At 66.2% G+C, this 24,157-nt stretch carries 14 protein-coding genes and 1 pseudogene; 9 read left to right on the forward strand and 6 right to left on the reverse strand.

All coding sequences use genetic code 11. The features are described from left to right. Positions 1-2: 2 nt before the first annotated feature. The gene (locus LC490_RS19315; RefSeq protein ID WP_223621269.1) at positions 3-3,302 is read right to left on the reverse strand and encodes a TIM-barrel domain-containing protein; all 3,300 of its coding nucleotides are present in this window, start codon (positions 3,300-3,302) and stop codon (positions 3-5) included. A 373-nt stretch (positions 3,303-3,675) separates the two neighbouring features. Here LC490_RS19315 and LC490_RS19320 point away from each other — a divergent pair, with 373 nt between their 5' ends. The 5 genes from LC490_RS19320 to nagA all read left to right on the forward strand — a co-directional run bounded on the left by LC490_RS19320 (position 3,676) and on the right by nagA (position 9,194). Next, on the forward strand, positions 3,676-4,830 hold the full coding sequence (locus tag LC490_RS19320) for an SIS domain-containing protein (protein ID WP_223621252.1): 1,155 nt from the start codon (positions 3,676-3,678) through the stop codon (positions 4,828-4,830). Positions 4,831-4,837: 7 nt separating this feature from the next. After that, positions 4,838-5,779 carry an ROK family protein gene (locus tag LC490_RS19325; RefSeq protein ID WP_223621253.1) on the forward strand — a complete coding sequence of 314 codons (942 nt, stop codon included), beginning with the start codon at positions 4,838-4,840 and terminating at the stop codon, positions 5,777-5,779. A 130-nt stretch (positions 5,780-5,909) separates the two neighbouring features. Then, entirely contained in the window at positions 5,910-7,250 is a 1,341-nt protein-coding gene (locus LC490_RS19330) for a D-tagatose-bisphosphate aldolase, class II, non-catalytic subunit (RefSeq protein WP_223621254.1), read from the forward strand. Positions 7,251-7,284: 34 nt separating this feature from the next. Then, positions 7,285-8,061 carry a DeoR family transcriptional regulator gene (locus LC490_RS19335; RefSeq protein WP_223621270.1) on the forward strand — a complete coding sequence of 259 codons (777 nt, stop codon included), beginning with the start codon at positions 7,285-7,287 and terminating at the stop codon, positions 8,059-8,061. Then, positions 8,058-9,194: an N-acetylglucosamine-6-phosphate deacetylase gene (gene nagA / locus LC490_RS19340; RefSeq protein WP_223621255.1), complete on the forward strand. Its 1,137-nt coding sequence runs from the start codon at positions 8,058-8,060 to the stop codon at positions 9,192-9,194. Before LC490_RS19335 ends, nagA begins: the two co-directional genes overlap by 4 nt. Before the next feature lie 292 nt (positions 9,195-9,486). On the opposite strand, the gene LC490_RS19345 is transcribed toward nagA, so the two are convergent. Next, positions 9,487-11,280, reverse strand: a complete 1,794-nt coding sequence (locus LC490_RS19345; RefSeq protein ID WP_223621256.1) for a glycosyl hydrolase family 18 protein — start codon at positions 11,278-11,280, stop codon at positions 9,487-9,489. A gap of 248 nt (positions 11,281-11,528) precedes the next feature. Between LC490_RS19345 and LC490_RS19350 the strand changes: the two are divergent. From LC490_RS19350 to LC490_RS19365, 4 genes and pseudogenes are all read left to right on the forward strand, one after another. After that, positions 11,529-11,954: pseudogene (locus tag LC490_RS19350) on the forward strand (DeoR family transcriptional regulator); the annotation flags it as partial. After that, the gene (locus LC490_RS19355; RefSeq protein ID WP_223621257.1) at positions 11,951-12,142 is read left to right on the forward strand and encodes a hypothetical protein; all 192 of its coding nucleotides are present in this window, start codon (positions 11,951-11,953) and stop codon (positions 12,140-12,142) included. The pseudogene LC490_RS19350 and the gene LC490_RS19355, both read left to right, overlap by 4 nt. A gap of 252 nt (positions 12,143-12,394) precedes the next feature. Then, complete coding sequence (locus LC490_RS19360) at positions 12,395-14,005, forward strand: hypothetical protein (RefSeq protein ID WP_223621258.1); 1,611 nt, start codon at positions 12,395-12,397, stop codon at positions 14,003-14,005. A 65-nt stretch (positions 14,006-14,070) separates the two neighbouring features. Next, entirely contained in the window at positions 14,071-14,448 is a 378-nt protein-coding gene (locus LC490_RS19365) for a hypothetical protein (RefSeq protein ID WP_223621259.1), read from the forward strand. Positions 14,449-14,955: 507 nt separating this feature from the next. Here the strand turns inward: LC490_RS19365 and ssb are convergent. From ssb to LC490_RS19385, 4 genes are all read right to left on the reverse strand, one after another. Beyond that, entirely contained in the window at positions 14,956-15,492 is a 537-nt protein-coding gene (gene ssb / locus LC490_RS19370; protein ID WP_223621260.1) for a single-stranded DNA-binding protein, read from the reverse strand. A 1,267-nt stretch (positions 15,493-16,759) separates the two neighbouring features. Further along, positions 16,760-18,007, reverse strand: a complete 1,248-nt coding sequence (locus tag LC490_RS19375) for a cation:proton antiporter (protein ID WP_223621261.1) — start codon at positions 18,005-18,007, stop codon at positions 16,760-16,762. Positions 18,008-18,250: 243 nt separating this feature from the next. Next, the gene (locus tag LC490_RS19380; RefSeq protein ID WP_223621262.1) at positions 18,251-19,885 is read right to left on the reverse strand and encodes a cyclic peptide export ABC transporter; all 1,635 of its coding nucleotides are present in this window, start codon (positions 19,883-19,885) and stop codon (positions 18,251-18,253) included. Between the two features lie 37 nt (positions 19,886-19,922). After that, positions 19,923-24,157 (reverse strand): amino acid adenylation domain-containing protein (locus LC490_RS19385; RefSeq protein ID WP_255611019.1); only part of this gene is annotated, 4,235 nt, incomplete at its 5' end.

The raw sequence follows: 24,157 nt of genomic DNA on the forward strand, positions 1-24,157 counted from the left end.
GTTCATGGCGGAAGGATGCTGGCGCTATCGCCCTCCTGGCCGATCAGCACGGCGTTGGCCCAGTTCGCACAGACCTGGGTGGGTTGGCTGCCTTGCGCGCCCAGCGTGCGCAGGCTCAAGGACGACAGGCCACGGATATCCAGCTCCGGCTTGACCACGCCGGGCGCTTTCACCAGGCCGCTGTCGTAGAGCAGGCGGCCGTCGCCCCAGACCTGGAATTGCAGGCCGCCGGCGGCGCGGCAAGCGTCGTCGATGCCGAGGTCGGCGCGCAGCAGACGCCACTGCCCTTGCAGGCGCAAGTCGATGCGGCTGCTCGGGCCGACGCCGAGGCCGCGGCGGAACAACAAGCCGTTCATGCGCAGCGCATCGTCGCCGCGGAAGGCGTGATCGGCGCGGACCTGATCGGCCAGCGCGGCCGGCAACGGCAGCTCGGAGAGATAGCGTTGCTGTGCCGGCCGCTCCGGTTCCTGGTGTTCGAGGATGTGGAAACTCGACAGCGCGATCGGGCCGACATCGCGCGGTTGCAGCGCGTCGACCGCGCGCGCCGCGCCGCCCTGGGCGGCGGTGACCATCGGATCGGTGGCCGAGGCGCCGTCGCCTTCGGGGTTCTGCACGCTGAGCACGCGGAAGCGCAGCAGCCGGCCGGCGCGGGCCGGGAAGTCGATGCGTTGCAGCTCCTGCTTGAGCTGCAGACGGCCGCGCGCGATCGGCTCGCCCCACTCGCCGTTGCTGTCGCCCAGGTACACCTCGTAGTCGCGCACCTGGCCGTGCTTCCAGTTTTTGTCGTTGCGCGGCGCCAACTCGATGCCGTCGATCAACTTGCGCTCGCCGAAACCGACGGTCCACTCGTGCGCGCCGGTGCGCACGGCCTGGTTGCGCACGCTGCGAAACCACGTTTTCGCATCGTCGTCGAAAGCGTTTTCGAGCGCGTGGCCGGGCTCTTCGGCCGGGCGATTGACCACCAGCAGGCCGTCGGCCGGCAACGCGCGGCCCTGCGCCGGCGCGGCCGGGAAGGCGTCGTCGGCGAGCGCCGCGGCGGTGGCGAAGTCCAGCGCGAACTCGAGCGGTTTGCGGATATCGCTGGCGGCGCTGCGCACGTGCACGCTGCCCTTGCGCTCGGCCGCATCGAAATACCAACCCTCCGCCGCCGCTTGCAGCGCGGCGGCATCGGCCAGCTGCGGCAGCGCACGGCCGTCCAGCGAGACCGCGCGCGGCGCCTGGCGGCTGAGCACGCGCAAGGCGTAGCGGCGCTGCGGCAACTGCCCTTGGTATTGCCCCTGCACTGCGTCGATGCGCACCGTCACCGGGCCGCTGCCCTGCGCCGGCGCCGTCATCTTTATCTGTTGCGTGCTCGACTCGCCCTGCTCATGGCGACGGGTGTTGCCGTCGTCTTCGTACAACGCGTACTGCGAATCGCCCTGCGGGTACAGATCGAAGGTGACCTCGTCGAGCGGCTTTTCGCCATCGAACAGCATCGCCGGGTACATCGGCAGGATCGCACCGGCGCGCACAAACAACGGCAAGGTGGCGAGGTCGACCTGGCGATCGAGATCGCGGCCGGCCGCGTCGGCCTGCACGCTGCGCCCGTCCCAATAGTCGAACCAGCGCCCGGCCGGCAGATGGATGCCGCGCCGCCAACCGCGACTCGCGGCCTGGCTGCGGTAGACCGGCGCCACCAACAGGTCGCGACCGAGCAGGAACTGATACTTGTAGGCCTCGTCCTGCGCGTGCGGGTCCTGCGGGTAATCCCACATCAGCCCGCGCACCGGCGGTGCGCCGGTCTGCGCGGCCTGCTGCGCCAGGCCGTACATGTACGGCGTCAGGCGCATCTTCAATTTCAGGTAATGGCGGTTGATGCTGCGGTACGGCTCGTCGAACCACCACGGGTGCTTGCGCGCATTCGACGACCAGCCCGACATGCCCATCAGCACCGGCGTGAAGGCCTTCCACTGCAGGTCGCGGGTGTAAGTCTCGGCGCTGCCGCCGAAGATCGCGTCGACGTCGCCGGTGGCATAGGCCATGCCCGACAGGCCCGAGCCGATCAAGGTCGGCACGTGCCAGCGGATGTAGTCCCAGCTCGCGCTCTGGTCGCCGGTCCAGGCCACGGCATAACGCTGGATGCCGGCCCAGCCCATCACCGTCCACAGGAACGGGCGCGAATCGGAGTTGTGCAGGATGCCGTTGAACGCCGACTGATTGGCGTCCATGGCGAATTGATAACCCTTGCCGGTCCAGGCCACGTCGAGCTTCTGCACCCGGCTGCCGGCGGTGCCGACTTCCCAGGCGATCTTGTCGACGCCGTTCTCGGTCCACAGGCCGGTGCGGAAACCGTACTTGGCCAGGCCCTTCACCGTTTCGGGCAATTGCTTGTAGCCGCAGCCGTAGCCGTCGTTCGGCAGGATCCAGCCGCCGGGCATGTCGTGTTCGCGGTACTGGCGCGCCACGCTTTCGACCACGTCCGGCGTGGTGCCGGTGGCGCCGTCGTGCCAGCCTTCCGGCACGGTGCCGGGCTTCTTGCCGTTGTCGCCATCGTTGTAGCAATCGGCGTCGCCGTACGACAGCGCCCAGCGCGCCAGCAGGCCGGGACGGCCGGTCAAACGGGTGTAGCGCTCGAGCAAGCGCGGCAACTCGCCGACGAAGTAATAAGCGTCGAAGCGGTCTTCGCGGTGCAACAAGGTGGTCTGATCGGGTTGCCGCAGGTCGTAGCTGCCGTCGCTCCAGGTATTGCGCAACATGCCCCAGCCGCGCGAGCTCAACAGCATCGGCGCCGGGCTGGGGCGGTCGCCCTCCTCCCAACCGCCGGAGTAAGACACTTCCAACTCGCGGCCCTTGAACTGATAGCGGCCGTTCTGCTGACCGCCGCCGTAGAAGGCTTCGTCGGCCTGCGAAGACAGCACTTGCACGCTTTGCGCCGCGTCCAGGTCGAGCGGCTGCAATTCCTGCCACAGCGGCGTACTGCGCTCGCCGTCGATCCGCTCCAGCCGCAGCTTCAGCGGTTGCCGCTGCACATGCAGCACCAGCGCGCCGGTGCGCACCCGCACTTCGGCATCGTCTTCTTCCAGGCTGGCGGCGATCTTGGCTGCCGGCTGCGGCAACACGATCGGCGCGGCCTTGTCGCCGGCCGGCGCCAACTTGCCGCGGCGCCCCGCCTGCACGCGCACGATGTCGTCGGCCAGCACCTCGATGCGCAGCAGGCTGCCGGTGTCGGTGCTCAGCTCCCAGCTCGGCGTCGCGCCGGTGCCGGCGCGGACCGCGCGCAGGTTGCCGACGGGCTCGGCCGCGGCCGGCAACGCCGACGCCATCAGCGCAGCCAGGATCGCAATCGACAGTCGCGGACGACACACGCGGAATTCCACCTTGCCCCCAGGCCCGCTCGGCGGGCTTCGAAATGTGCTGCGGCCGACTCTAGGGCAGGCTTTCGAAAGCTGTCAATGAATTGAAAGAAAAAAGGAAGAATTTATTTTATAAAACGAAAGTTTGTGCGATGCAATACTTTCTAAACTAGCCGAAAACCCCTGTTAATACCGCAACGAAAGCTAATACAACCGAATCTTTCGTTTTGATTCCGTGGCACCGATCACTACACGAACTTGGTCTATTTCTTTTGTTTTACTTTCGATAATTGACTTTCCGAAAGAAAACACAGATCGTGCCCTCGCTCAACAGGAATCATCCATGGACGTCACCCCGCTCTCCGACTCCTCCGCCTGGCAGCGCCTGGGCGGAGCTGACACCGCCGCCGAGATCGCCCAGCAACCGGCCCTGTGGAATCGCCTGGCCGAGGATCTGGCGCAGGCCTGCGAACGCGTGCAAGCCTTTCTTGGCGACTGCTTGAACGATCCGCGCCAGCGCGTGCTGTTCACCGGCGCCGGCAGCTCGGGCTTCATCGCCGACCTGGTCGCCGACCGCATCAACGCGCAGTGGCCGGCCGAAACGCGCGCCGTGCACACCACCAGCCTGCTCACCCATCCGGCGTTGTACCTGCAGCGCGACCGCCCGACCCTGCTGGTGTCCTTCGCCCGCAGCGGCTCCAGCCCGGAGAGCGTGGCCGCGGTCGAACTGGTGCGCGCCGAAGTCGAGCACGCGCGCTTTCTCGACATCACCTGCAACCCCGAGGGCGAACTGGCCCGTCGCGGCGCCGGCCGCGAGGACACCTGCACCCTGCTGATGCCGGCCGACAGTTGCGACCGCGCCTTCGCCATGACCAGCAGCCTGAGCTGCATGCTGTTGACGGCGCTGAGCGTGTTCGACACCGCGCCCTGGCCGCAGCGCATCGAGCGCCTGCCGCAACTGGCCGCGTTGGCGCACGAGGGCCTGGCGCAATGGGACGCGCCCGCCGCGGCGCTGGCGCAACGCTCGTTCAACCGCGTCATCTATCTGGCCAGCGGCCCGCTCGAAGCGCTGGCGCGCGAAGCCGCGCTGAAGCTGCTCGAACTCACCGCCGGCCGCGTGCTCGCTTTGGCCAACACGCCGCTGGGCTTCCGCCACGGCCCCAAATCCACGCTCGACGGCGACACCCTGGTGGTGGTGGTGCGCAGCGCCCACGCCTTGGCGCGCCGTTACGAGCAGGACCTGCTCGACGAATTGCGCCGCGACGGCATCGCCGGACAAGTGCTGGCGATCGGCCCGCATGCCGACATCGGCGCCGACGACGACCACAGCTTGCGCGTGCCGCCGTTCGACGACACCTGGCTGGCGCCGGTGTGGCTGACGTTCGCGCAGATGTACGCGCTGCAGCGTTCGGCCTCGCTCGGCCTGACCCCCGACAATCCCTTCCCGGACGGCACCGTCAACCGGGTGGTCAAGGGCGTCACCATTCACCATGGCTGAAGCGCCCATGGCTGAAACTTCGGTCCCCGCGATTTGCTACGGCATCGACATCGGCGGCACCAAGATCGAACTGGTCGCCTGCGATGCCGCGCTGGAGGTGCGCCATCGCCGGCGCATCGCCACGCCGCAAGGCGATTACGCCGGTTTCCTGGCCGCACTCGAAGCGTTGATCGCCGCGGCCGACGCCGAGCTCGGACTCGTCGACACTCCGATCGGCATCGCCCTGCCCGGCGTGCGCGACCGCCGCAGCGGCCGCCAACTCAGCGCCAACGTACCGGCGCTGACCGGCGAAAGCGTCGCCGCCGACCTGCAAGCGCGGCTGCGCCGGCCGCTGCACTTCGGCAACGATCTGCAATGCTTCGCTTTATCCGAAGCCCACGGCGGCGCCGCCGAGGGTTACCCGAGCATGTTCGGCGCGATTCTCGGCACCGGCGCCGGCGGCGGTTATTGCCTGCACGGCCGGCTGGTGGTCGGTTTCAACGGCCTGGCCGGCGAATGGGGCCACTGGAGCGTGCCGGCGCATCTGCTGCAGCGCCACGGCCTGCCCGTGCTCGACTGCGCCTGCGGCCTGCGCGGCTGTATCGAACGCTATGTCTCGGGCAGCGGCCTGGTCGCACTGCATCACCACTTCGGTGGCGAGGCCGTCGATGCCGGCGCGGTAATCGCCCGGGCCGAAGCCGGCGATGCACGTGCGCGCGAAGTGCTGGCCATCCATCTGGACCTGCTCGGCCACAGCCTGGCGGCCTTGGTGCTGGCGCTGGATCCGCACGTGATCGTGCTCGGCGGCGGCCTGTCGCAGCACGCCCCGCTGTACGACGTGCTGCCGTCCGCGGTCGCCGCGCATTTGTTCATCGGAGTGCAGGTGCCGCCGATCGTGCCGCCGCGCTTCGGCGATGCCGGCGGCGCCCGCGGCGCCGCCCTGCTCGCCTGGCCGTCGGCGCTGTCCTGAGTTCGCTTGCCTGAGGGCTGGTTTGTTTGAGTGCTGGTTTGTCTGAGTGCCGGTTTGTCTGGGTACCGGTTTTTCTAAGTTCTGGCTCGTCTGAGTTCTGCCTCGTCCCGAGTCGCGTTGGAGTTACCCCATGTCGCCCGTGCAATCGCTGATCGCCTCCCACCGCAAGGGCCGCAACGTCGGTCTGTACAGCGTGTGCTGCAGCAACGAACTGGTGCTGCGCGCCGCCATGGACGTGGCCCATCGTCACGGCACCTTGCTGCTGATCGAAGCGACCTCGAACCAGGTCGACCAGTTCGGCGGCTACACCGGCATGACCCCGCCGCAATACCGCGACTACGTGCTGGCACTGGCGCGCGAAGAAGGCTTCCCGGCCGACCGCCTGGTGCTCGGCGGCGACCACCTCGGCCCCAACGCCTGGCAGAAGCGCCCGTCCGAGGAAGCGATGGCGCATGCGCGCGTGCTCATCGAAGCCTACGTGGCCGCCGGCTTCCATAAGATCCATCTGGACTGCAGCATGTCCTGCGCCGACGATCCCACGCCGCTGCCGGATGCGACCGTCGCCGCGCGCTCGGCCGAACTGGCGCGCATCGCCGAACGCACCGCCGCCGAACACGGCCTGCCGCCGCCGGTGTACGTGATCGGTACCGAAGTGCCGGTGCCCGGTGGCGAAGCCTCGCTCGCAGGCGGTCTCGCGGTAACCACGCCGCAAGCGGCCGAACAGACGCTGGCCATTCATCGCCAGGCCTTCGCCGCACCGGATTTGGCCATCGCCTGGGAGCGGGTAATCGCGATGGTGGTGCAGCCCGGGGTCGACTTCGACCACAGCAGCGTGCACGACTACGACCCGGTCGCAGCCGAAGCCCTGGCCGACTTCCTCGAACGCCAGCCGCGCATCGTGTTCGAAGCGCACTCCACCGATTACCAACGCGAAGACGGCCTGCACGCGCTGGTGCGCGACCACTTCGCCATCCTCAAGGTCGGCCCGGCCGCCACCTTCGCCTACCGCGAGGCGCTGTTCGCGCTGGCCGCGATCGAGGCCGAACTGCTGCCGCCGGAGCAATGCTCGATGCTGCCGCAGGTGTTGGAGCGCTGCATGCTCGACAACCCGAAGCACTGGCAACAGCACTATCACGGCGACGAACGTGACTTGCACCTGCTGCGCCTGTACGCGCTCAGCGACCGCTGCCGCTACTACTGGGGCGAGCCGGCCCTGGTCGCCGCCGTGCAGCGCCTGTTCGACAACCTGCGCGCGCATGCGCCGCCGGCGTTCCTGCTCAGCCAATACCTGCCCGAGCAATACCGCGCGGTGCGCGCCGGCACCCTAGCGAACACTCCGGAAGCGCTGGTCCGCCACCGCATCGGCCTGTGCCTGGACGAATACGCCCGCGCCTGTTCGGCGAACACTGCCGGCGAGCGTGCCGTCGGCGAGCGCGCGCCCGCCAACGCCGTCGCTGCGGCGAACGGCTAATCTTCGGTTTTTTCCTGCGGATCGAGAGATGGCCATACGCAATACCCGCTCCCGCCGACAGCAGATCCTGCAGTGCCTGATCGAACGCGGGTCGGTGCAGGTGGCCGAGTTGGTCGAGCGCTTCGACGTGTCGGCCGTGACCATCCGCGCCGACCTCAGTCATATCGAATCGCAGGGCCTGGCGACCCGCACCCACGGCGGCGCCAACCTGGTGCGCACGCCGCCGCAGGAACAGGACATCCACGAGAAGGACGCGCTGAACCTGCCGCTGAAGGAATCCATCGGCGCACGCGCCGCGCAGCTGGTGCAGGCCGGCGACAACATCATCATCGACTCCGGCTCCACCACCATGACCCTGGCCCGCCACCTGCGCGGCCATCGCGACGTCACGGTGATGACCAACGGCCTGAACATCGCCTGGGAACTGGCCAACGCCCCCGGCGTGGACGTGCTGCTCACCGGCGGCCTGCTGCGCAAGCAATCGCTGTCGCTGCAGGGCAGCCAGGCCGAGGCCAGCCTTACCGCCTACAGCTTCGACACCTTGTTCCTCGGCGTGGACGGCCTGGACCTGCAGTTCGGCCTGACCACCCACGACGAAGCCGAAGCGCGCCTCAACCACCGCATGGTCGAGCGTGCGCGCCGCATCGTGGTACTGACCGACGCTTCCAAGTTCGGCCGCGTCAGCCTGCACCGCATCGCCCACCTCAACCAGGTCCACGCCATCATCACCGACGCCGGCATCGACGACCGCTACCGCGAAGGCCTGCAGCAACTGGGTATCGAATTGATCATCGCCGAGCCGCAACCGTGACCGAACTGCACAGCCTGCAAGGCCGCATCCTGACCCCCGAGGGTTGGCGCCGCGGACGCATCAGCTTCGATCACAAAATCCGGGCGATCGAAGAAGCCTCTGTCGAAGCAGGTGCGATCGGCGGCATCGACGGCGACGACGGCGACGACGCCATCGTCCTGCCCGGCTTCATCGACCTGCACGTGCACGGCGCCGCGGGCGTCGACCTGATGCAAGGCGGCGACGCCGCGCGCACCATCGCGCGCACTCACGTGCGCCACGGCACCACTGCCTTGCTGGGCACCACGATGACCGCCGCCGAGGCCGACATCGTCCACGCGCTGCGCGGCCTGGCCACGGCCATCGCCGAACCCGACCCGGACGCGGCGCAGATACTCGGCGTACACCTGGAAGGCCCCTTCATCAGCCCGCAGCGCCTCGGCGCGCAGCCGCCTCTGACCGTCGAAGCCACCTTCGAATCCGTGCAACGCCTGCACGCGCTGGCGCCGATCCGCGTACTGACCCTGGCACCGGAAATCGGCCGCCACACCGAACTGATCCCGCTGTTGAACACGCTCGGCATCCGCGTCCAGATCGGCCACAGCGCCGGCACCTACGAAGAAGGCCTGGCCGCACTGCGCGCCGGCGCCGCCGGCTTCACCCATCTGTTCAACGGCATGACCGGCGTCGACCACTACAAACCCGGCATCGCCGCGGCCGCCCTCGCCCATGCCGAATACGCCGAACTGATCCCCGACCTGCAACACGTGCACCCCGGCGCCATCCGCCTCGCCGTGCGCGCCATCCCGCGCCTGTACGCCGTCACCGACGCCACCGCCGCCACCGGCATGCCCGACGGCGAATACGCACTGGGCTCGCAACGCGTGCACAAATGCCTCGGCTGCGTGCGCCTCGCCAGCGGCTCGCTCGCCGGCAGCGCACTCACGATGGATCAGGCGCTACGCAACCTGGTCGAAGTCGGCCTGGACCTCGCCGACGCCGCGCATCGCGTCTCGACTTTCCCTGCCGACTACCTGGGCCTGAGCGACCGCGGCCGCTTGGAGCCCGGCGCTTGCGCGGACTTGGTGGTGCTGGATTCGCAGTTGCGGGTGGTGCGGGTGGTGGTTGCGGGGCGAGCTGTCGGGCTGGCTTGATCGCTCCCCTGCCGCCCAACTGCTTCGCGTTTCAAGCGGGCGTCTCCAGCGGCAGCGCGAAGTTGATTACTTGGCGACCGATTGCGGTTCGCGAGCGAGCAAAACTGAGCGCGGTCGCGCAAATAATCCGGCGTGGGAGGATCGTCTTAAAAGAAGACAGAGACCTCTGGTTGTGGCTGGAGTGCGTTTACGGGGAGGCGACACAAAAAATCGGCGCCCACCAAGGGCGCCGAGTTAGAGAGAAGTTGGAGGGCGGGCGAAGCGTCGCCCGCCCCCGATTTTTCGCTGCCGGTCAGGGCAAGGTGTTCAAGGTCGCCCGCACCGGCCTTGAGAAGATGAAACCATCGTGCCGGTCCCAATTGATCGACCAGGTCATGACGCCGCGGAAGCTGGGGTAGGCCTGCTGGGGCCGAATGGTTCCGCAACTCTGCAGCCGTGTCAGGCAGTTCAGGGCATTGGCGATCGTGGTCTGCGACGCCAGCCCGCTGTTGGCCGAGGAGGGCCCCGAGGGCAGTCCGAACGCCACCTGGTCCGGCCGCAGGCCGTTGAAGACGACGCCGGTGTTGTTGTTGGTCCTGAACCCTTCGATCAGCATCAGGCTGGCACCGACCAGCATGTCGACCGAACCCTCGGGCAAGCCGTTCTGGCTGTACGGCGAATACAGCGCGCCGTTGTTGTAGTACTGCACATGGATCAGGTCCAGCTCCTGCCGCAGTCCGTCGATGATCGGCAGATAGGCGCCCCAGATCCCGCTGTACGCGGCAAAGCCGCCCTGGACATACGGGTGCTCGGGCGCCATCGACAGGTAGAACGACGGACCGATGCGCGCATTGAGTTGCTTGACGGCCGTAACGAGGTTGGTCTGCACGGCCGCGCCGTGGTAGACGCCCGCGCCGCTTTCCAAGTCGATGTCCACGCCGTCGAAACCGTAGTAGCGGATCAGGTCTTCCATGCTGTTGACGAAGTTGGCGACCTGCGTCGCATTGTTCAGGGTCACCGTGCCGTTCTGGCCGCCCAGCGACAGCACGACCTTCTTGCCACGCGCGCGCGCCGCGGCCACGTCGGCCCTGAACTGCGCTTCGGTTCCGGCGCCCGGATCGACCGTGAAGCTGACGGCGCCGTTGCCCGCATCGTCGCCGAAGGCGACCACGATGACGTCGAAGTCATTCGAGACCTGGCTGATCGGGAAGGTGGGGCCGGATGGATTGCTGAAGTTGTGCCAGTACCCCACCAGCGCATGGCGCGGCAAGCTGTTGTCGCCGCCGGCGCCAGTGGTCGCGCTGATCTGCGTGCCTTGCGCCGAGGCGTTGCCGGCGTTGTCGCGGGCGCGCACGCGGAAGGTATAGGCCGTGGATGCGGCCAAGCCGGTGTTGCTGAAGGACGTACCGGCAGGCGAGCCGACCAGCGTGCCATTGCGGTAGACGTCGTAGCCGGCGATGCCGCTGCCGCCCGCGTTGTCGGTGGAGGCGTTCCAACTCAGGTTGATGCTGGACGATGTCACCGACGTCGCGACCAGTCCGGCCGGCACGCTGGGTGCGGTGGTGTCGGGCGTGCTCGTATTGACGGTGATGTTGGCCGCTGAGGACGTAGTGGTGGCGCCCGCGTTGTCGGTGGCGACCGCAGTGATCGCGTAGCTGCCCGCGGCCGCATTGGTCCAGATCGCGCTGTAGGGGGACGTGGTATCGATGCCCAGCGAGGTGCTGCCACGGAAGAACTGCACCTGGGCGACGGTGCCGTTGGAATCGGCGGCATTCGCCGTAGCGGTGATGGTGGCGCCTGCGGTGAAGGTCGCGCCGTTCGCCGGTGCGGTCAACGCGACCGTTGGCGGCGGGTTGCCGCCAACACTGCAGGCACCCAGATCCTGGTAGTAGCCGCAACTGGGGCAATGTGTGGGCGGTGTATTCCAGATCGACATAGTCGCCTGGTACAGCCGCCCCTGATAGACGAGCTTGCTGCCTGCGTTATAGATGGTGGCCGCATTCCATTCGGCGATCCCCGCGCAGCTGACGCTCTGCGCGTGCGCGGGCGACAGCGCGGCCGCCAGCAAAACGCCGGACAGCAAGATTCCTGTCAATCGGATGCTCATTAGGTGTGTTCTCCAGATACCTGGTGGATAGGGAAGGAGGCGGGCGCGGAAGCGCCGACCTTTTCGAGCCACGCGGCAAACCCGTTGCGGCGCGGCCGTTCCCCCCAGAGAACAATGACGATCGTTGTGCGGTCAGTTGCTGATCCGCGCAGTGCGCTGCATGCATGTGCAGCGCTATAGGACGCTGCCGACTGTGGTGCGCGACGCCCCGCGTGTCAAGGTGTCCATTTCCGATAAATGCGGTGATCGTCACGGTGATGACTAACGGCTTGAACATCGCCTGGGAACTGGCCGATGCGTCGGGCCTGGACGTGCAGCTCACCCGCGGACTGCTGCGCAAGCAATCGTTGTCGCTGCAGGCTAGCTAGGCCGAGGCCAGCCTCAACGCCTACAGCTTCGACACCTTGTTGCTCGGTGTGGACAGCCTGGATCTGCAGTTCGGCCTGACCACCCACGATGAAGCCTAAGCACGCCTCAACCACCGCATGGTCGAGCGTGCGCACCACATCGTGGTGCTGACCGACGCCTCCAAGTTCGGCCGCGTCAGCCTGCACCGCATCGCTCACCTCAACCAGGTCCACGCCATCATCGCCGACGCCGGCATCGACGACCGCTACCGCGAAGGTCTGCAGCAACTGAGCATCGAATTGATCATCGCCGAGCCGCAACCGTGACCGAACTGCACAACCTGCAAGGCCGCATCCTGCCCCCCGAGGGTTGGCGCCGCGGACGCATCAGCTCCGAAAAGTTTGGCTGTTTCGATGGCTGGAGCGTGGGCAACCTGAATCCAACTCTTTTGATGCCCCAGGGTTACCCATGGTTATCCAGAAATATCCCGGATCAAGATGCCTCGCCGGTGTAGCCAGCCCCCTCGCCGCTGCCAGGCCAAGCCGAGTCACGACATTGCTCGCCGGCCGCGCAAGCACGACGCAGGATTATTTGCGACGCATCGGCGTGATCGCGGTCACGGCGAAAAACGCCGTGTGCGGCAGTGATCGGGCTCGAAGCCGCGGCCGCGCAGGCGTCGCCGCGGCGCTAGGGTCGTTCCTAGCTTGCGGGCGCCCGAGCCCCCATTAAGGTTTCCGGCAAACCCCACTCGCGCTCGCGTCCGTCCATGACCGACCCCACCCGTCCCGTCGCACCTCCGCCGATCTTTCCGCTGCCCACCACCGGTTCCAGCTACGACGCTGCGGTGCTGGCCGAAGCCGACCGCATCGTCTCGACCCACCAGTACTGCGGTCGTACCGATGTGGAAGGCATGGCCTACGCGGTCGCCGACTATGCGCGCCAGCATCCCGAGCAGGGCCAGCAGCTGCAGGACGCGATCGGCTCGCGCTTGCTGCCGATGGATCAGATCGCCTTGACTAATGCGGTGCAGACCGTGCAGCGCCTGGATCAGGCCAAGCCGATCGGCACCCAGCACGGCGTCGCCGTCGATGTCGCTCCCGGCGACAGCGAGCGCAGCGTGCTCGACAAGGGCTACCGGCAGATGGCCGCCGACGCCGGGCTGTCGCCGCAGGCCGCCGCCGAGTTCGCGCGCCGCGCGCCGGCGCTGGACGACGGCACGCTGCACGCGCCGTCGGGCGATCCGCAAAAGCAGGGCCCGGCCATCGACTTGTCGGCCGCACGCGACGGCAAAATCGAACTGGCGCCGACCTCGGCGCAGTCGGGCCTGCTGAAGCTGCTGGCCGCGCAGGACCGCTCCAGCCTGGATCCGAACGCGCCGACCGGCGCCGCCGCCGGCATTCCGTTCATGCCCGACGGCAGCCGCGCCGGCGCGCCCGGCAACGGCGCGGTCACTCCGGAAATCGCCGCCGAAATGCTGCGCAACGTTTCCGAGGGCAAGCCGCCGTTCCGTCCCGACCTCGGCAAAGTCGGCCCGGTGTCGTGGTTCGTCACCGAAGGCAATCCGCACGTCGGCGTCGGCAACGACAAGAGCGTGGTGGTGCCGGTGGAAGTCGCCAACACCAGCGGCAAGCCGCCGCTGCAGTTCGGCGAGCGCGAGCTGCTGGAGATCTACGACCGCAAGTACGCCGCCGCTGCCGAAGCGGTGGAGCAGCAGGTGCGCGAGAAGGCCGGCAAGGGCCCCGACGAGCCGCTGTCCAAGCGCAACCAGAACACCATCGAACGCAGCGCCAGCAAGATGGCTGAGCGGCAGATGTGGACCGAGGTCGGCGAAGCCGTGGCCAAGTCCGAAAGCGGCGTCGGCAAGGTCAGCCTGCAAGACAGCATGTTCTCGCGCTCGGCCAACGGCGAGTTCACCCTGACCAGCCGCCCCGAGAACGTACGCGTCCAGGGCGGCGCGCAAGGCCTGCTCGACGTGATCAAGAACCACGGCGTGAAGGCCGACCCGGAGGTGCTCAAGTCGGCCAACGACCTGGCTGCGCGCGAAGGCTGGGCCGGCAAGGTCGAAGGCGCGTTCCGGGTCGGCGGACGGGTGCTGATCGTGGTCGGCGTGGCCGCCGACGCGTACCGGATCTACACCGCCGAGGACAAGGTCAAGACCGTGGTCGAAGTGGCCGGCGGTTGGGCCGGCGCGGCCGCCGCCGGCGGCGCGTTCGCTACCGTCGCCGCGCCGGTCAACACCACCGGCCCGTGGGGCTGGGCCGCGTACGGCGTCGGCACGCTCGCGACCGGCGCGTTCGGCTACATGGCCGGCTCGGAAATCACCAAGACCATCTACGAGCTGGTGGTGGAAGGCAAACCGATCGAGGTCGGCGGTTGACGGCGCGGGCCGACAGCGGCCCGACGCCGATTCTATACCGATCCTATTCCGGCAAGATGCAGGGCATGAACGCAGAACATCGATCGCACATCCTGCTGCGCGGCCCGGTCGGGCGCTGGCAATCGGCGCTCGGCACCGCCGCCGGCTTGACCGGCGACCGCATCGAGTTCCACGACGGCGGCCGCGGCGTGCTGCACAGCTGGTCGCCGGCATTCGGTCAGGAAGCGCTGCCGTTCGAATGGCGGATGCAGGCGCCGGGGCATTTGCTGGTGCGCCAGATCTACGACGACGGCGACGACGAAGTCGAAGCCTGGACTGGGCTGGAGCTGGAGTTCCGCGAACGCGCCAGCGACCTGGGCGCGCAGACGGTGCTGGCGGAAAAAGGCGCCGAAGGCTTCTGGCTGATGCTCGATCCGCTGGCCTGGGTCGGCCCGCCGCAGTGACGCGGCGGCGCACGGCTCGGAAATCATAGGCCTCCCAGCCCGGCGTGGTGCCGTCGGTGGAGCGCCCCTTGAAGCCTGCATTGAGGGTGTTCTGCGGCCAGGCGTCGGCCTGGGCGATCTGCGCCGGGCTCAGGCCGGCGGCGACCGCGGCCAGCGCTTCGTGTCGGAATAGCGCTGGATGTCGCGCTGCATCCGCGCCAGCCGACGGCGCGCAAGCGCAGTTCGATTGCTCAGAAGACGCTCGTCAAACAGCATTAACGCGAAGTCGTCGCCCCGGGAGACAACGCGCCTGCTTTGCCATCAGAACCGTCGACCTGACTCTCGGGGGCGGCGCTCCCACTGCGCGGAGTTCCACATTATGTACAGACCGCCCGTTCAACGCGGTCACCCAAGCCGGCCTTAGGGTGTCCGCTGCAGCACCGCGCCCTGCCCCTAAGGCCACAGGAAAAAGAAAAACGGGAGGCCGAAGCCTCCCGTTTTTTGATTAAAGCGATCGAGCGCGCCGACTCAGAACGGAATGTCGTCGTCCGCGAAATCGTCGCCGAAGTCGTTCGATTTGGCCGGGGGCGCTTCGCGACGCGGGGCGGAATCCTGGCGACCGCCGCCGTAACCGCCACCACCACCACCACCACCGCCGGACGGACGCGCAGAACGCTCGCCACCGCCGCCGGAGGAGCGCGCGGGGCGTTCGCCGCCACCGCCGCCCGCATCGCCACCGCCGAGCATCTGCATCTCGTCGGCGATGATGTCGGTGAAGTACTTCTCGACGCCGTCCTGACCGGTGAACTTGTCGTAGCGGATCGAGCCTTCGATGTAGACCTGGCGGCCCTTGCGCAGGTATTCGCCGGCGATTTCGCCGAGCTTGCCGAACAGCTTGACCCGGTGCCACTCGGTGCGTTCCTGGGTCTGGCCGTCCTTGTCCTTGCGGACGCTGGTGGTGGCCAGGCTGAGGGTGGTCACGGCCATGCCGCCCTGGGTGTATTTGGTCTCAGGATCGTTGCCGAGGTTGCCGACCAGGATGACCTTGTTGATGCCGCGTGCCATGGGATTCCTTACATATTGCCGGGGGTACGGCCGGGATGATGGATTATAGCGGCCTCCCCGGCCATCGGAACCCGGCGCGGCTTGGGGTGGGATTTGTCCGACGGGGCGTCCGGGAGCACGCGCACATGAGGGTATGAGGTTAGCGAATCGGGACGAGAGCCTTGACTGGCCTCGCTCTGGCGGCCGTGAGCTATGCGGCCAGGGTCCAAACTTCGTGCCTGAACAACCCGGAATCTCCTTGGCCGACAACCCTTAGCGCCTATCGGGGCTTAGGAAATGCTCGGTTCGTCGCCCTGTAAAGGTAAGTATCCTTCCGCCGCACGCCGGTCGCGGCTTACCCGCCTTAAAGCGCTACAGCCTGGTGCCGCGCTAAGTCTTCCAAATAGCGCCAACCTAACGATCAGTACGTCGAATTTTCGGTTCGATCCCATCGGCCCCCAGAAGATCTCCCAGTTCTTCAACATCTGGGAAAAATCGCCAACTTGGCATCCCAACGCGACCGCAAGCCTAGCCAATGTAGGAATGGTCGCGGCGCGCTTCCCGTTCGCCAGCAGCCCAATGTGGGCTCGGTCCATATGGATGCTGTAGGCCAATCCCGCGCGCGACCCTGATTCCCCGAATCCTCGCGCCCACCGCTCCCAGAACCGGGGGTGGTGCCGACTGGCGCGTTTTGGTCTTCGGGGCGGGTGTCGAAGCGGCAGATACGGAGGTTGATTTCTTCCTCATCGGCATAAAGTTAGGTCGAAGCCGCTAAAACGCCCTCTGACGGCCGCCACCCTGGCGGATGCCACCTAAGAGTAAGAACTTTATGCGCGCGACTCAAAGCAGCATCTCCGGCCGTCAGACACTGCTTACGCCCCCCTCCATCTCATGGGCAGCCATCTAACTCCATCGAGCAACAGAACTACTTCATTCCGATTCGACACCCAATCGCTGCCCTGAAGTGATTTCGTCGCTCCAGCACCCAGTTGCAAAGTGCAGCAGCGCTGGTGCCGTGTCGCCCTGCACCGCCAAGATTCAGCCAAGCGCGTGGCGCGTACATGCATAGCGAAAACGATCGCGCGCGAACTTGCAGCGCTCGCACCGTGCGCTCACCGCATCGAGCGACTCGAAGGCTTCGTCGTGCGCCGCTTCTAAGCGATCGAGCGCGGATGCGTACACGACGACAGCGACTGTACCATCCCCGGAGCGTCACTCATTGCTGGCAGGCCGAAGGGCGAGTTCCCTCGCACGGCACTTCGCGCTACGTCAGAATGCCGCGTACTGCTCATGCCGGATCTTTAATCGCGCGGCCGGACTGCGCTGCGCGCGCGCCGGCAGCAGCCTGCAAGGCGGATACCGCAGCGAGCATCGGGCTAGCCATTGCAGTGGTGATGATTGCCATAAAGAACAGCGCTGTGAACATGTCGGCGCCGATCAGGCCGGCTTGGAACCCAATAGTAATCACAACCAGTTCCATCATCCCGCGAATGTTCATCAACACGCCAACCTTAGCCGAGGCGCTCCAACCATATCCGGCGAAACGCATTCCGATCGCGCCGCCGACCAACTTGCCGACAACTGCAACCACAATGATCGCCAATAGCGAAGCGCCCAAACCGACCGACGCGATGGGCAGCGTCTGGAGTCCTGCCGAGGCGAAGAAGCACGGCATTAGAACCAGCGTCGATACAGGCGTGACGGCCGCATCCAACTTGTGCAACAGGCCGGCGTCGCGCGGCATGCATAGACCCGCCAGAAACGCACCGAACACCGCGTGAAAGCCGATCGCGGACGTGCTCGCGGCAAAGATCACGCCGCACACGAGCGGTGGCCCAACCACCATCGCAGTCGGTGCATCGACTGGAACGCGGCTCCACCAGGCCGCAAGCAGCGGGCGAACGCCATAGATAGCGACTATAGCCAGTGCAACTAGCGCCCCCGTGCTCTTGAGCGCCGCGCCTGTGTCCAGGGGCGCTTTGGAAAATCCAACGATCAAAGGCAGCCCGAGCCACACGAGCACGTCGCCAAATGCGGCGGCGGACAGTGAGACTGCGCCTTCCGTCGAACCGAGTTCACCGCGTTCCTGCAGCAAACGCGCCATGACCGGCACTGCGGTAGTGGCGATAGCGAGACAGAAGAAAGACGCGAACTGCCAGAAGCCAACGCCAGCCGGTGCATATTCGTAAACCCAAGGTGCCAGCGCCAGAGCCAGGAGCGCCGGAACAGCAACCGCAGAAATGGCAACCAAGCCCCCCGCGGTTCGCGCTCGACTAATGCCCGCTCCGGTGAGCTCTGCGCCCACCACGAACATGAAGAGCGTGAGCCCAATCTGTCCCAGCACGTCAAGCGCGGTCCTGGCAGAGACGAGCCACTCGACTGCCGACATCGAGATCGCGCCGAGCGCGGCCGGCCCGAGAACAAATCCAGCAGCCATCTCCGCGACGACGGTCGGCTGGCCTAGGCGGCGCAGCAGCAATGCCAACAATCGTGCGGTGAGCAACACGACCACCAACTGAGAAAAAAAACCATGCATACCGTCGACCTAATGAATTCGTGTTTGCGTATGGCGCCGATCACAAGAAGCGCAACTCCACTTGCCGCCCTTCCCTTCTATCAGCCGGGGTCGGCCGCATCTACAGCGCCCTCGTCAGCCGCAGGCCCGAAGCGGCCGATCGGAAAAACTACAACCACGATAGCGTCGGCCACATCAGATGGCATTCGTAATGCGCCCCTTGCGCTTTGCACCATGCTCCAAGCAACCGAAAGTAAAAAGGATTCAAGACAGGAATTCTTCGCGGCACTCCGGAACGTACGCGCGCCCCGCATCGAAACGCACTATCCGGTCTGCAAGATAAAAGTAATTCTCGTCATGCGTGATGGCAATAATTGTCTTTCCCCGACGCTTGAGATCGGGAATCAGCTCGGTGTAAAAGTACCGCCTGAAATGCTGATCCTGGTCCGCCGCCCATTCGTCGAACAGGAAGATGTCTCCATCGTCGACGAAGGCCTGCGCGAGCGCGAGACGCTTGCGCTGTCCCTGTGAAACCTTGACCGTCGAGAACGCGCCACCCGCGAGCGTGACCTTCCCGTCGAGCCCGAGCCTGCGTAGCAGCGCGTTCACCTCGACGGCGCTCGGCGCATATCCGGTCCGGTCGACCACGTCCTCGAATAGATGGAAATCAGAAAATACCGCCGAGAACATGCTTCTATATGCCGACATATCTTCTTGTTCGATCCGCATGCCGTCGACCTCGATATGGCCGACAGTGGGTCGGACCAGGCCGGACAGCAACAGTCCCATTGTGGACTTTCCGCTGCCGTTGCTGCCGACGAGGAACACGACCTCGCCTCGGTCGAACGACAGGCTTACCGGGCCGAGGTGGAACGCGTCGACGCCCTTTTGGTACTCGTACTCGATTCCGGTCAGCGCGATCGACCGCCAGTGCCCCGCAACGAAACGACCGTGCGCGCCCGCGGTAGAGCGCGCAGGCTCGGGATCGCCGAGGGTCCCCACCATCCGTTCGATGTGCCGCACGCTTGCCATGCCGGTGAAGACGTCGCGGGACGCCAAGATCAGCAGATTGAGGGGCCCGATCAGGAACAGCAGCACGACTACGAACGTCGACATCACTGCCGTGGCGGATTCCAACCACCAGCTGCCGGCGAGCACGACGATGAACACCGTGGTGAACATCGCAAGCATCGACCACGATTGCCCCAACCCCCACCATTTGTGTGCGAGGAACAGCAAATCCCGATTGCGTTGCACGCCGCGCTCAAGCACTTCGTTGCAGAAGTGCGTCGCCCTCGGCTCGCTCATAGCGAGCTCCTTCTTGCCGTCGCCAATCGCGCGAAAGTGCTCGAACAGCTCGGCTTCCTCTTCGCGTACGGCCTGGAATACGTTCTTAGCCCGGCGCATGATCGTGACCGTCGTGAACACCGACGCCGCTAGCGCGCAGACCAGCACCGCGAAAAGCGGCAGGTCCAGCACAGCCAAATAGACGAGACAGGACGCGACAAGCAGAAAATTGAACGTCACCGCCGGAATCAGCATCAGCAGCGTCGACACGCGCGTCACGTCGGCTACTAGCGTGGAGCTCAGCGCCTGCGGCCCGACCCCCAGGAAACGGTCGTAGTCGAGCGCGATGAATCGCCTTGACAGCTCTCTGCGAAGGCCGGAGATGACCGCCGCGCTGAGATGGGCGAGGGTAATCTGCGCCGCGGAGCTCGTGACGATCATGGCGAGCAGTGAACCGATGGCGGGCAATGCGGCCGCCGCCGTACCGAGACCTTCCCGGGCTATGCGACCCACCTGACTCAACAGCATGAGCAGTGACGCAGCGCTAAGCGCGGACAGCACGGTTGCAAGCACGAGAGTGCCGGCATTTCCTTTGACGTGAAATTTGATCATGGATGTATTCGATTGATGGATTACAGGAACGACGGCTTCATGCCGTCGCGACCGATGCTGCGCCAAACGTCAGGCTCTCGTCGGTCAGCTGCTCGCGAAGCCAGCTCCCGAGCCGCTCGGCGTTAGGAGGCTTGAGTGCGGTCATGTGGTTACCCGATCCGATGGAGACGTTGAGATTCGGCAGCCAGCGCCTCCAACGGATGATCGAGCGTGCGTGATCCGGGCTGAAGCCTGCGCTCTCGCCGAACAGCATCAACCTTACGGCGCCGTCGTACGGCGTCCTCGGTACATAGTAGGTACGAACGCATGCGGCGAAGACAGACAGCGCCGCATCCAGCAACGAAGCCGGCGTGTTCCGGCCCAGTAGTCCCGCCTCCACCATCGCACGATGCAGGGCATGTTTCCTCGCTTCGGGCCCGCAGGTTGCTAGCGCTGAAGCGCTTAGGTCCAACGAACGCTCGGCTGTCTGTTCCAACAAGTGAATGTAGCGCGCCAGGATCGTTTCGCTCGTCACTTCCCTGTCCTGGGCCGGGTTTGGGGGGCTGGAATCCAGCATCGTCACGGATGCGGGCTGAATGCCCATGGCGCTGATCCGGCGTGCGACCTCGATCGCGATCCAACCACCGAACGAGTGACCGACCAGATGGACTTTGCTACTACGGCAATGAGCCAGGATTGTCTCGGCCGCTGAATCGGCAGCCGCTTCCACTGAGGAATGCGGCAGCGTCGTCCCATCCAGTCCGCGCGGCTGGATGCCGAATATGCCACGTGCGTCGATGCTTCCGGCCACGTCGATGAAGCTGGTCACGCTGGCGCCGGCGCCTGGGAAGAAGCAGATAGGCACAGTGTCGAGAGAAGACCTCTGCAACTGAACGACCGTTTCCCGCTCCCCCCCCGCCGAACTTCTCGTCGTATCGGACGCATGCTGGAGGTCGCGCGAAAGCCGCGATGCCAAGTCCTCCAGATGCGGAGCTGCGATCATGGAGTGATGAGTGCCCGGCACAGGACGGTAGACAATCCGATCTCGGGGAACAATCTTATCCCAGCCGCGCAACGGATCCGCGTTGGAGGTCGACGCGCTGTAGAGATGGACATCGATCGAAGTAGCGGGCACCCAGTAGTCCTGCATGGCCGCCTCGGTGGCCGCAAGACGACCCAACAATGCACGAATCCCTTCCGCGTCGTGGTGGCTTAGCGCGACCGGCGCGAGGTTATGCTGCCGGCATTCGGCGAGCAGGTGCGCCAGCGGTGCGCCACGAAGCGCTGTGCCGAGCGTGGCCAGCGGTGACCGTCCCGTATGGTGCGGACCGAGATAAGCCTTGAACAGCGCCAGCGTGTCGTCCGTTTCACTGGCTGCGGCCCCCTGGAAGCCAACGAGTTCCGGCTTCACGAACGTATCCAGGAGTCCCAGGTACGCGACCCGCTCATTCGCGCCGATCAACTGGCAAGCGACCTCGTAAGCGAGCATGCCGCCAAACGACCATCCTGCCAGGAAATACGGCCCGTGCGGCTGGACACTGCGGATCGTATCGACCATTCGGGCGGCGATGCCCGTGACGGTTTTTAGTGGCTTGCCGCTCGCTACAGGCAACCCGTAGACGGGGAAACCGTCCAGCAGCTTCGTTGCGATCAAATGGGCATAGTCCAGTGCACCGGCGCCGTCGTGCATAAAAAACAGCGGAGCCCCATCGCCGCCTGGACGAATCCGGACCACGTCGCTCCGGTCCCACACCTGCGTGGGTACGCACGACGCGCACCTCGCTACCGATTCGATAGTCGGCTGCGCGAGCAGGTCCAGCAGGGCGATCTTTATCCCTACACCCGCCAGTCGGCTAACCACTTGCACCGCCAACAACGAATGCCCACCGAGCTCGAAGAAATTGTCGTATCGGCCGACCTGCTCCAACCGCAACAACTCACACCAGATCGACGCCAGCGTCGTCTCGACCTCGCCTTGCGGCGGCTCGTAGGCACGCTGCGTATACGCCTGCCCATCCGGCGCCGGCAGCGCGCTGCGATCCAGCTTGCCGCTCGGCGTCAGCGGCCATTGCGCCAGGTGCACGTACGCCGCCGGCACCATGTAGTCCGGCAGTTCCTGCTGCAGCGCCGTGCGCAGCGACTGCGCGCTCAACGCCTCTTCGGCCAGGTAGTACGCGATCAGCCGCTTGTCGCCCGGCACGTCCTCGCGTGCCAGCACCACCGCCTCGCGTACCCCCGGCTGCGCCACCAGCCGTGACTCGATCTCGCCCAGCTCGATCCGGAAGCCGCGCACCTTCACCTGGAAATCGTTACGACCCAGGAACTCGATCGTACCGTCCGGCAGCCAGCGGCCCAAGTCGCCCGAGCGATACATCCGCGCCTCGGGGACCGCACTGAACGGATCGCGCACGAAGCGCTCCGCCGTCAGCTCCGGCCGGTTCAGATAACCCCGCGCAACACCCACGCCGCCGATGTACAGCTCACCCGGCACACCGATCGGCACCGGCTGGCCGTACGGATCTAGAATGTATACGCGCGCGTTGGCGATCGGCCGTCCGATCGGCGGCGCGTTCGTATGCGATTCGCGGCAGTCGAACGTGGTCGCACATATCGTCGCTTCCGTCGGGCCGTATGCATTCATCAGTCGTTGCGGCCAGCGATCGACCAACGCCTGCGGCAACGCATCGCCGGCAACGACGATCGTTTCCAATTCCGGGAGACTAGCCTCGGGCAGACCGCCGAGCACAGGGGGCGTCAACGTCACATGGGTGATGCGCGCGCGTGCCAATAGTTCGCTCAACGCCGGGCCAACCAGGCTCGCGGCATTGCCCACAGGCAGTCGCAGTTGCGCGCCGCTGCCCCATGCCATCACCATCTCCGACACGCATGCGTCGAAGCTGAACGATGCGCACTGCAGGATGCGGCTGTCCGGCCGTACCCCGAACCGTTCGATCTGTGCCTGGGCCAGATTGCACAGCCCGCGATGCTCCACCATCACGCCCTTGGGCTGGCCGGTGGAGCCGGACGTGTAGATCACGTACGCCAGATGATGCGGCGACAACGTCCCGCGGACCGGATCGTCTGCCGGCGCGTCCTGCCACGGCGCCCGATCCGCATCCAGCGTCAGCACCGGGATACCCGCCGGCCATGCCAGCAAGGTCTGCAGCGACTGCTGCGTCAGTACCGCCACCGGCGCGCTGTCCTCCAGCATGTACGCCAACCGATCCGCCGGATAGCCCGGGTCCAGCGGCACATACGCACCGCCCGCCTTCAGCACCGCCAGCAGCCCCACCACCATCCCCGGGCTGCGCTCGACGCATAGGCCCACCCGGTCGTCCGGCTGCACCCCCAACGAACGCAGATAATGCGCCAGGCGATTGGCCTGGGCGTTCAATTCCGCGTACGTCAGGCTCGCTTCGTCCTGCACCAGCGCGATCGCGTCCGGCGTCTTCGCCGCCTGCGCCTCGAACCACTCGTGCACCAGCCGGTCGACCGGATACGGCGCGTCCGTGGCGTTCCACGTCTCCACCACCAGTTGCCGCTCGGCCTCGGGCAGCAACCTCAGCGCCGACACCGGACGCTGCGTATCGGTCACCATCTCGCGCAGCAGCGTCCGCCAGCATTCGATATAACGTTCGATCGTCGTCGCATCGAACAACGCGCTCGCGTACTCGATGCCGCCGGCGATCACCTCGCCTGCGTCCGACAACGACAGCGTCAGGTCGAACTTTGCATGCCTGCGCTCGCCCGACGACAGCGACTGGGCCGACAGGCCCTCGAACCCGAACGCAGCATCGTCCGTGGCGTTATCCCACGCGAACATGGTCTGGAACAGCGGGCTGTGCGACAGGCTGCGCTCCGGACGCATCAACTCCACGACCTGTTCGAACGGCAGGTCCTGATGCTGCTGCGCCTGCACCGTCCGCGACTTCACCTGCGCCAGCAGCGAACCCACCGACTCCGCTGCACCCACCTCGATGCGCAACGCCAGCGTGTTGACGAAGAAGCCGATCAGCCCTTCGATCTCGCGCTGACCGCGGTTCGCCGTCGGCGTGCCGATCACCACCTCGTCCTGGCCCGACAGCCGGCTCAGCACCGCCGCCCAGCTCGCCAGCAAGGTCATGAACAACGTCGTGCCGTGCCGCTGGCTCAAGGCGCGTACGCCGCGCGTCAGTTCCGCATCCAGCTCGCAGCGCACGAAGCCGCCCGCATAGTCCTGCTGCGCAGGACGCGGTCGGTCGCTCGGCACCTCCAGCAGCCCCGGCGCTCCCGCCAGCGCCTCTTTCCAGTACG

The organism is Lysobacter sp. ESA13C, from assembly GCF_019970005.1.
GTDB classification, from domain to species: domain Bacteria; phylum Pseudomonadota; class Gammaproteobacteria; order Xanthomonadales; family Xanthomonadaceae; genus Lysobacter; species Lysobacter antibioticus_B.

Bases quoted from the DNA above. Each gene is read 5' to 3' on its own strand.
- LC490_RS19315 (WP_223621269.1), bottom strand. From the start codon at position 3,302: ATGGCGTCGGCGTTGCCGGCCGCGGCCGAGCCCGTCGGCAACCTGCGC.
- LC490_RS19320 (WP_223621252.1), top strand. From the start codon at position 3,676: ATGGACGTCACCCCGCTCTCCGACTCCTCCGCCTGGCAGCGCCTGGGC.
- LC490_RS19325 (WP_223621253.1), top strand. From the start codon at position 4,838: ATGGCTGAAACTTCGGTCCCCGCGATTTGCTACGGCATCGACATCGGC.
- LC490_RS19330 (WP_223621254.1), top strand. From the start codon at position 5,910: ATGTCGCCCGTGCAATCGCTGATCGCCTCCCACCGCAAGGGCCGCAAC.
- LC490_RS19345 (WP_223621256.1), bottom strand. From the start codon at position 11,280: ATGAGCATCCGATTGACAGGAATCTTGCTGTCCGGCGTTTTGCTGGCG.
- LC490_RS19360 (WP_223621258.1), top strand. From the start codon at position 12,395: ATGACCGACCCCACCCGTCCCGTCGCACCTCCGCCGATCTTTCCGCTG.
- LC490_RS19365 (WP_223621259.1), top strand. From the start codon at position 14,071: ATGAACGCAGAACATCGATCGCACATCCTGCTGCGCGGCCCGGTCGGG.
- ssb (WP_223621260.1), bottom strand. From the start codon at position 15,492: ATGGCACGCGGCATCAACAAGGTCATCCTGGTCGGCAACCTCGGCAAC.
- LC490_RS19375 (WP_223621261.1), bottom strand. From the start codon at position 18,007: ATGCATGGTTTTTTTTCTCAGTTGGTGGTCGTGTTGCTCACCGCACGA.
- LC490_RS19380 (WP_223621262.1), bottom strand. From the start codon at position 19,885: ATGATCAAATTTCACGTCAAAGGAAATGCCGGCACTCTCGTGCTTGCA.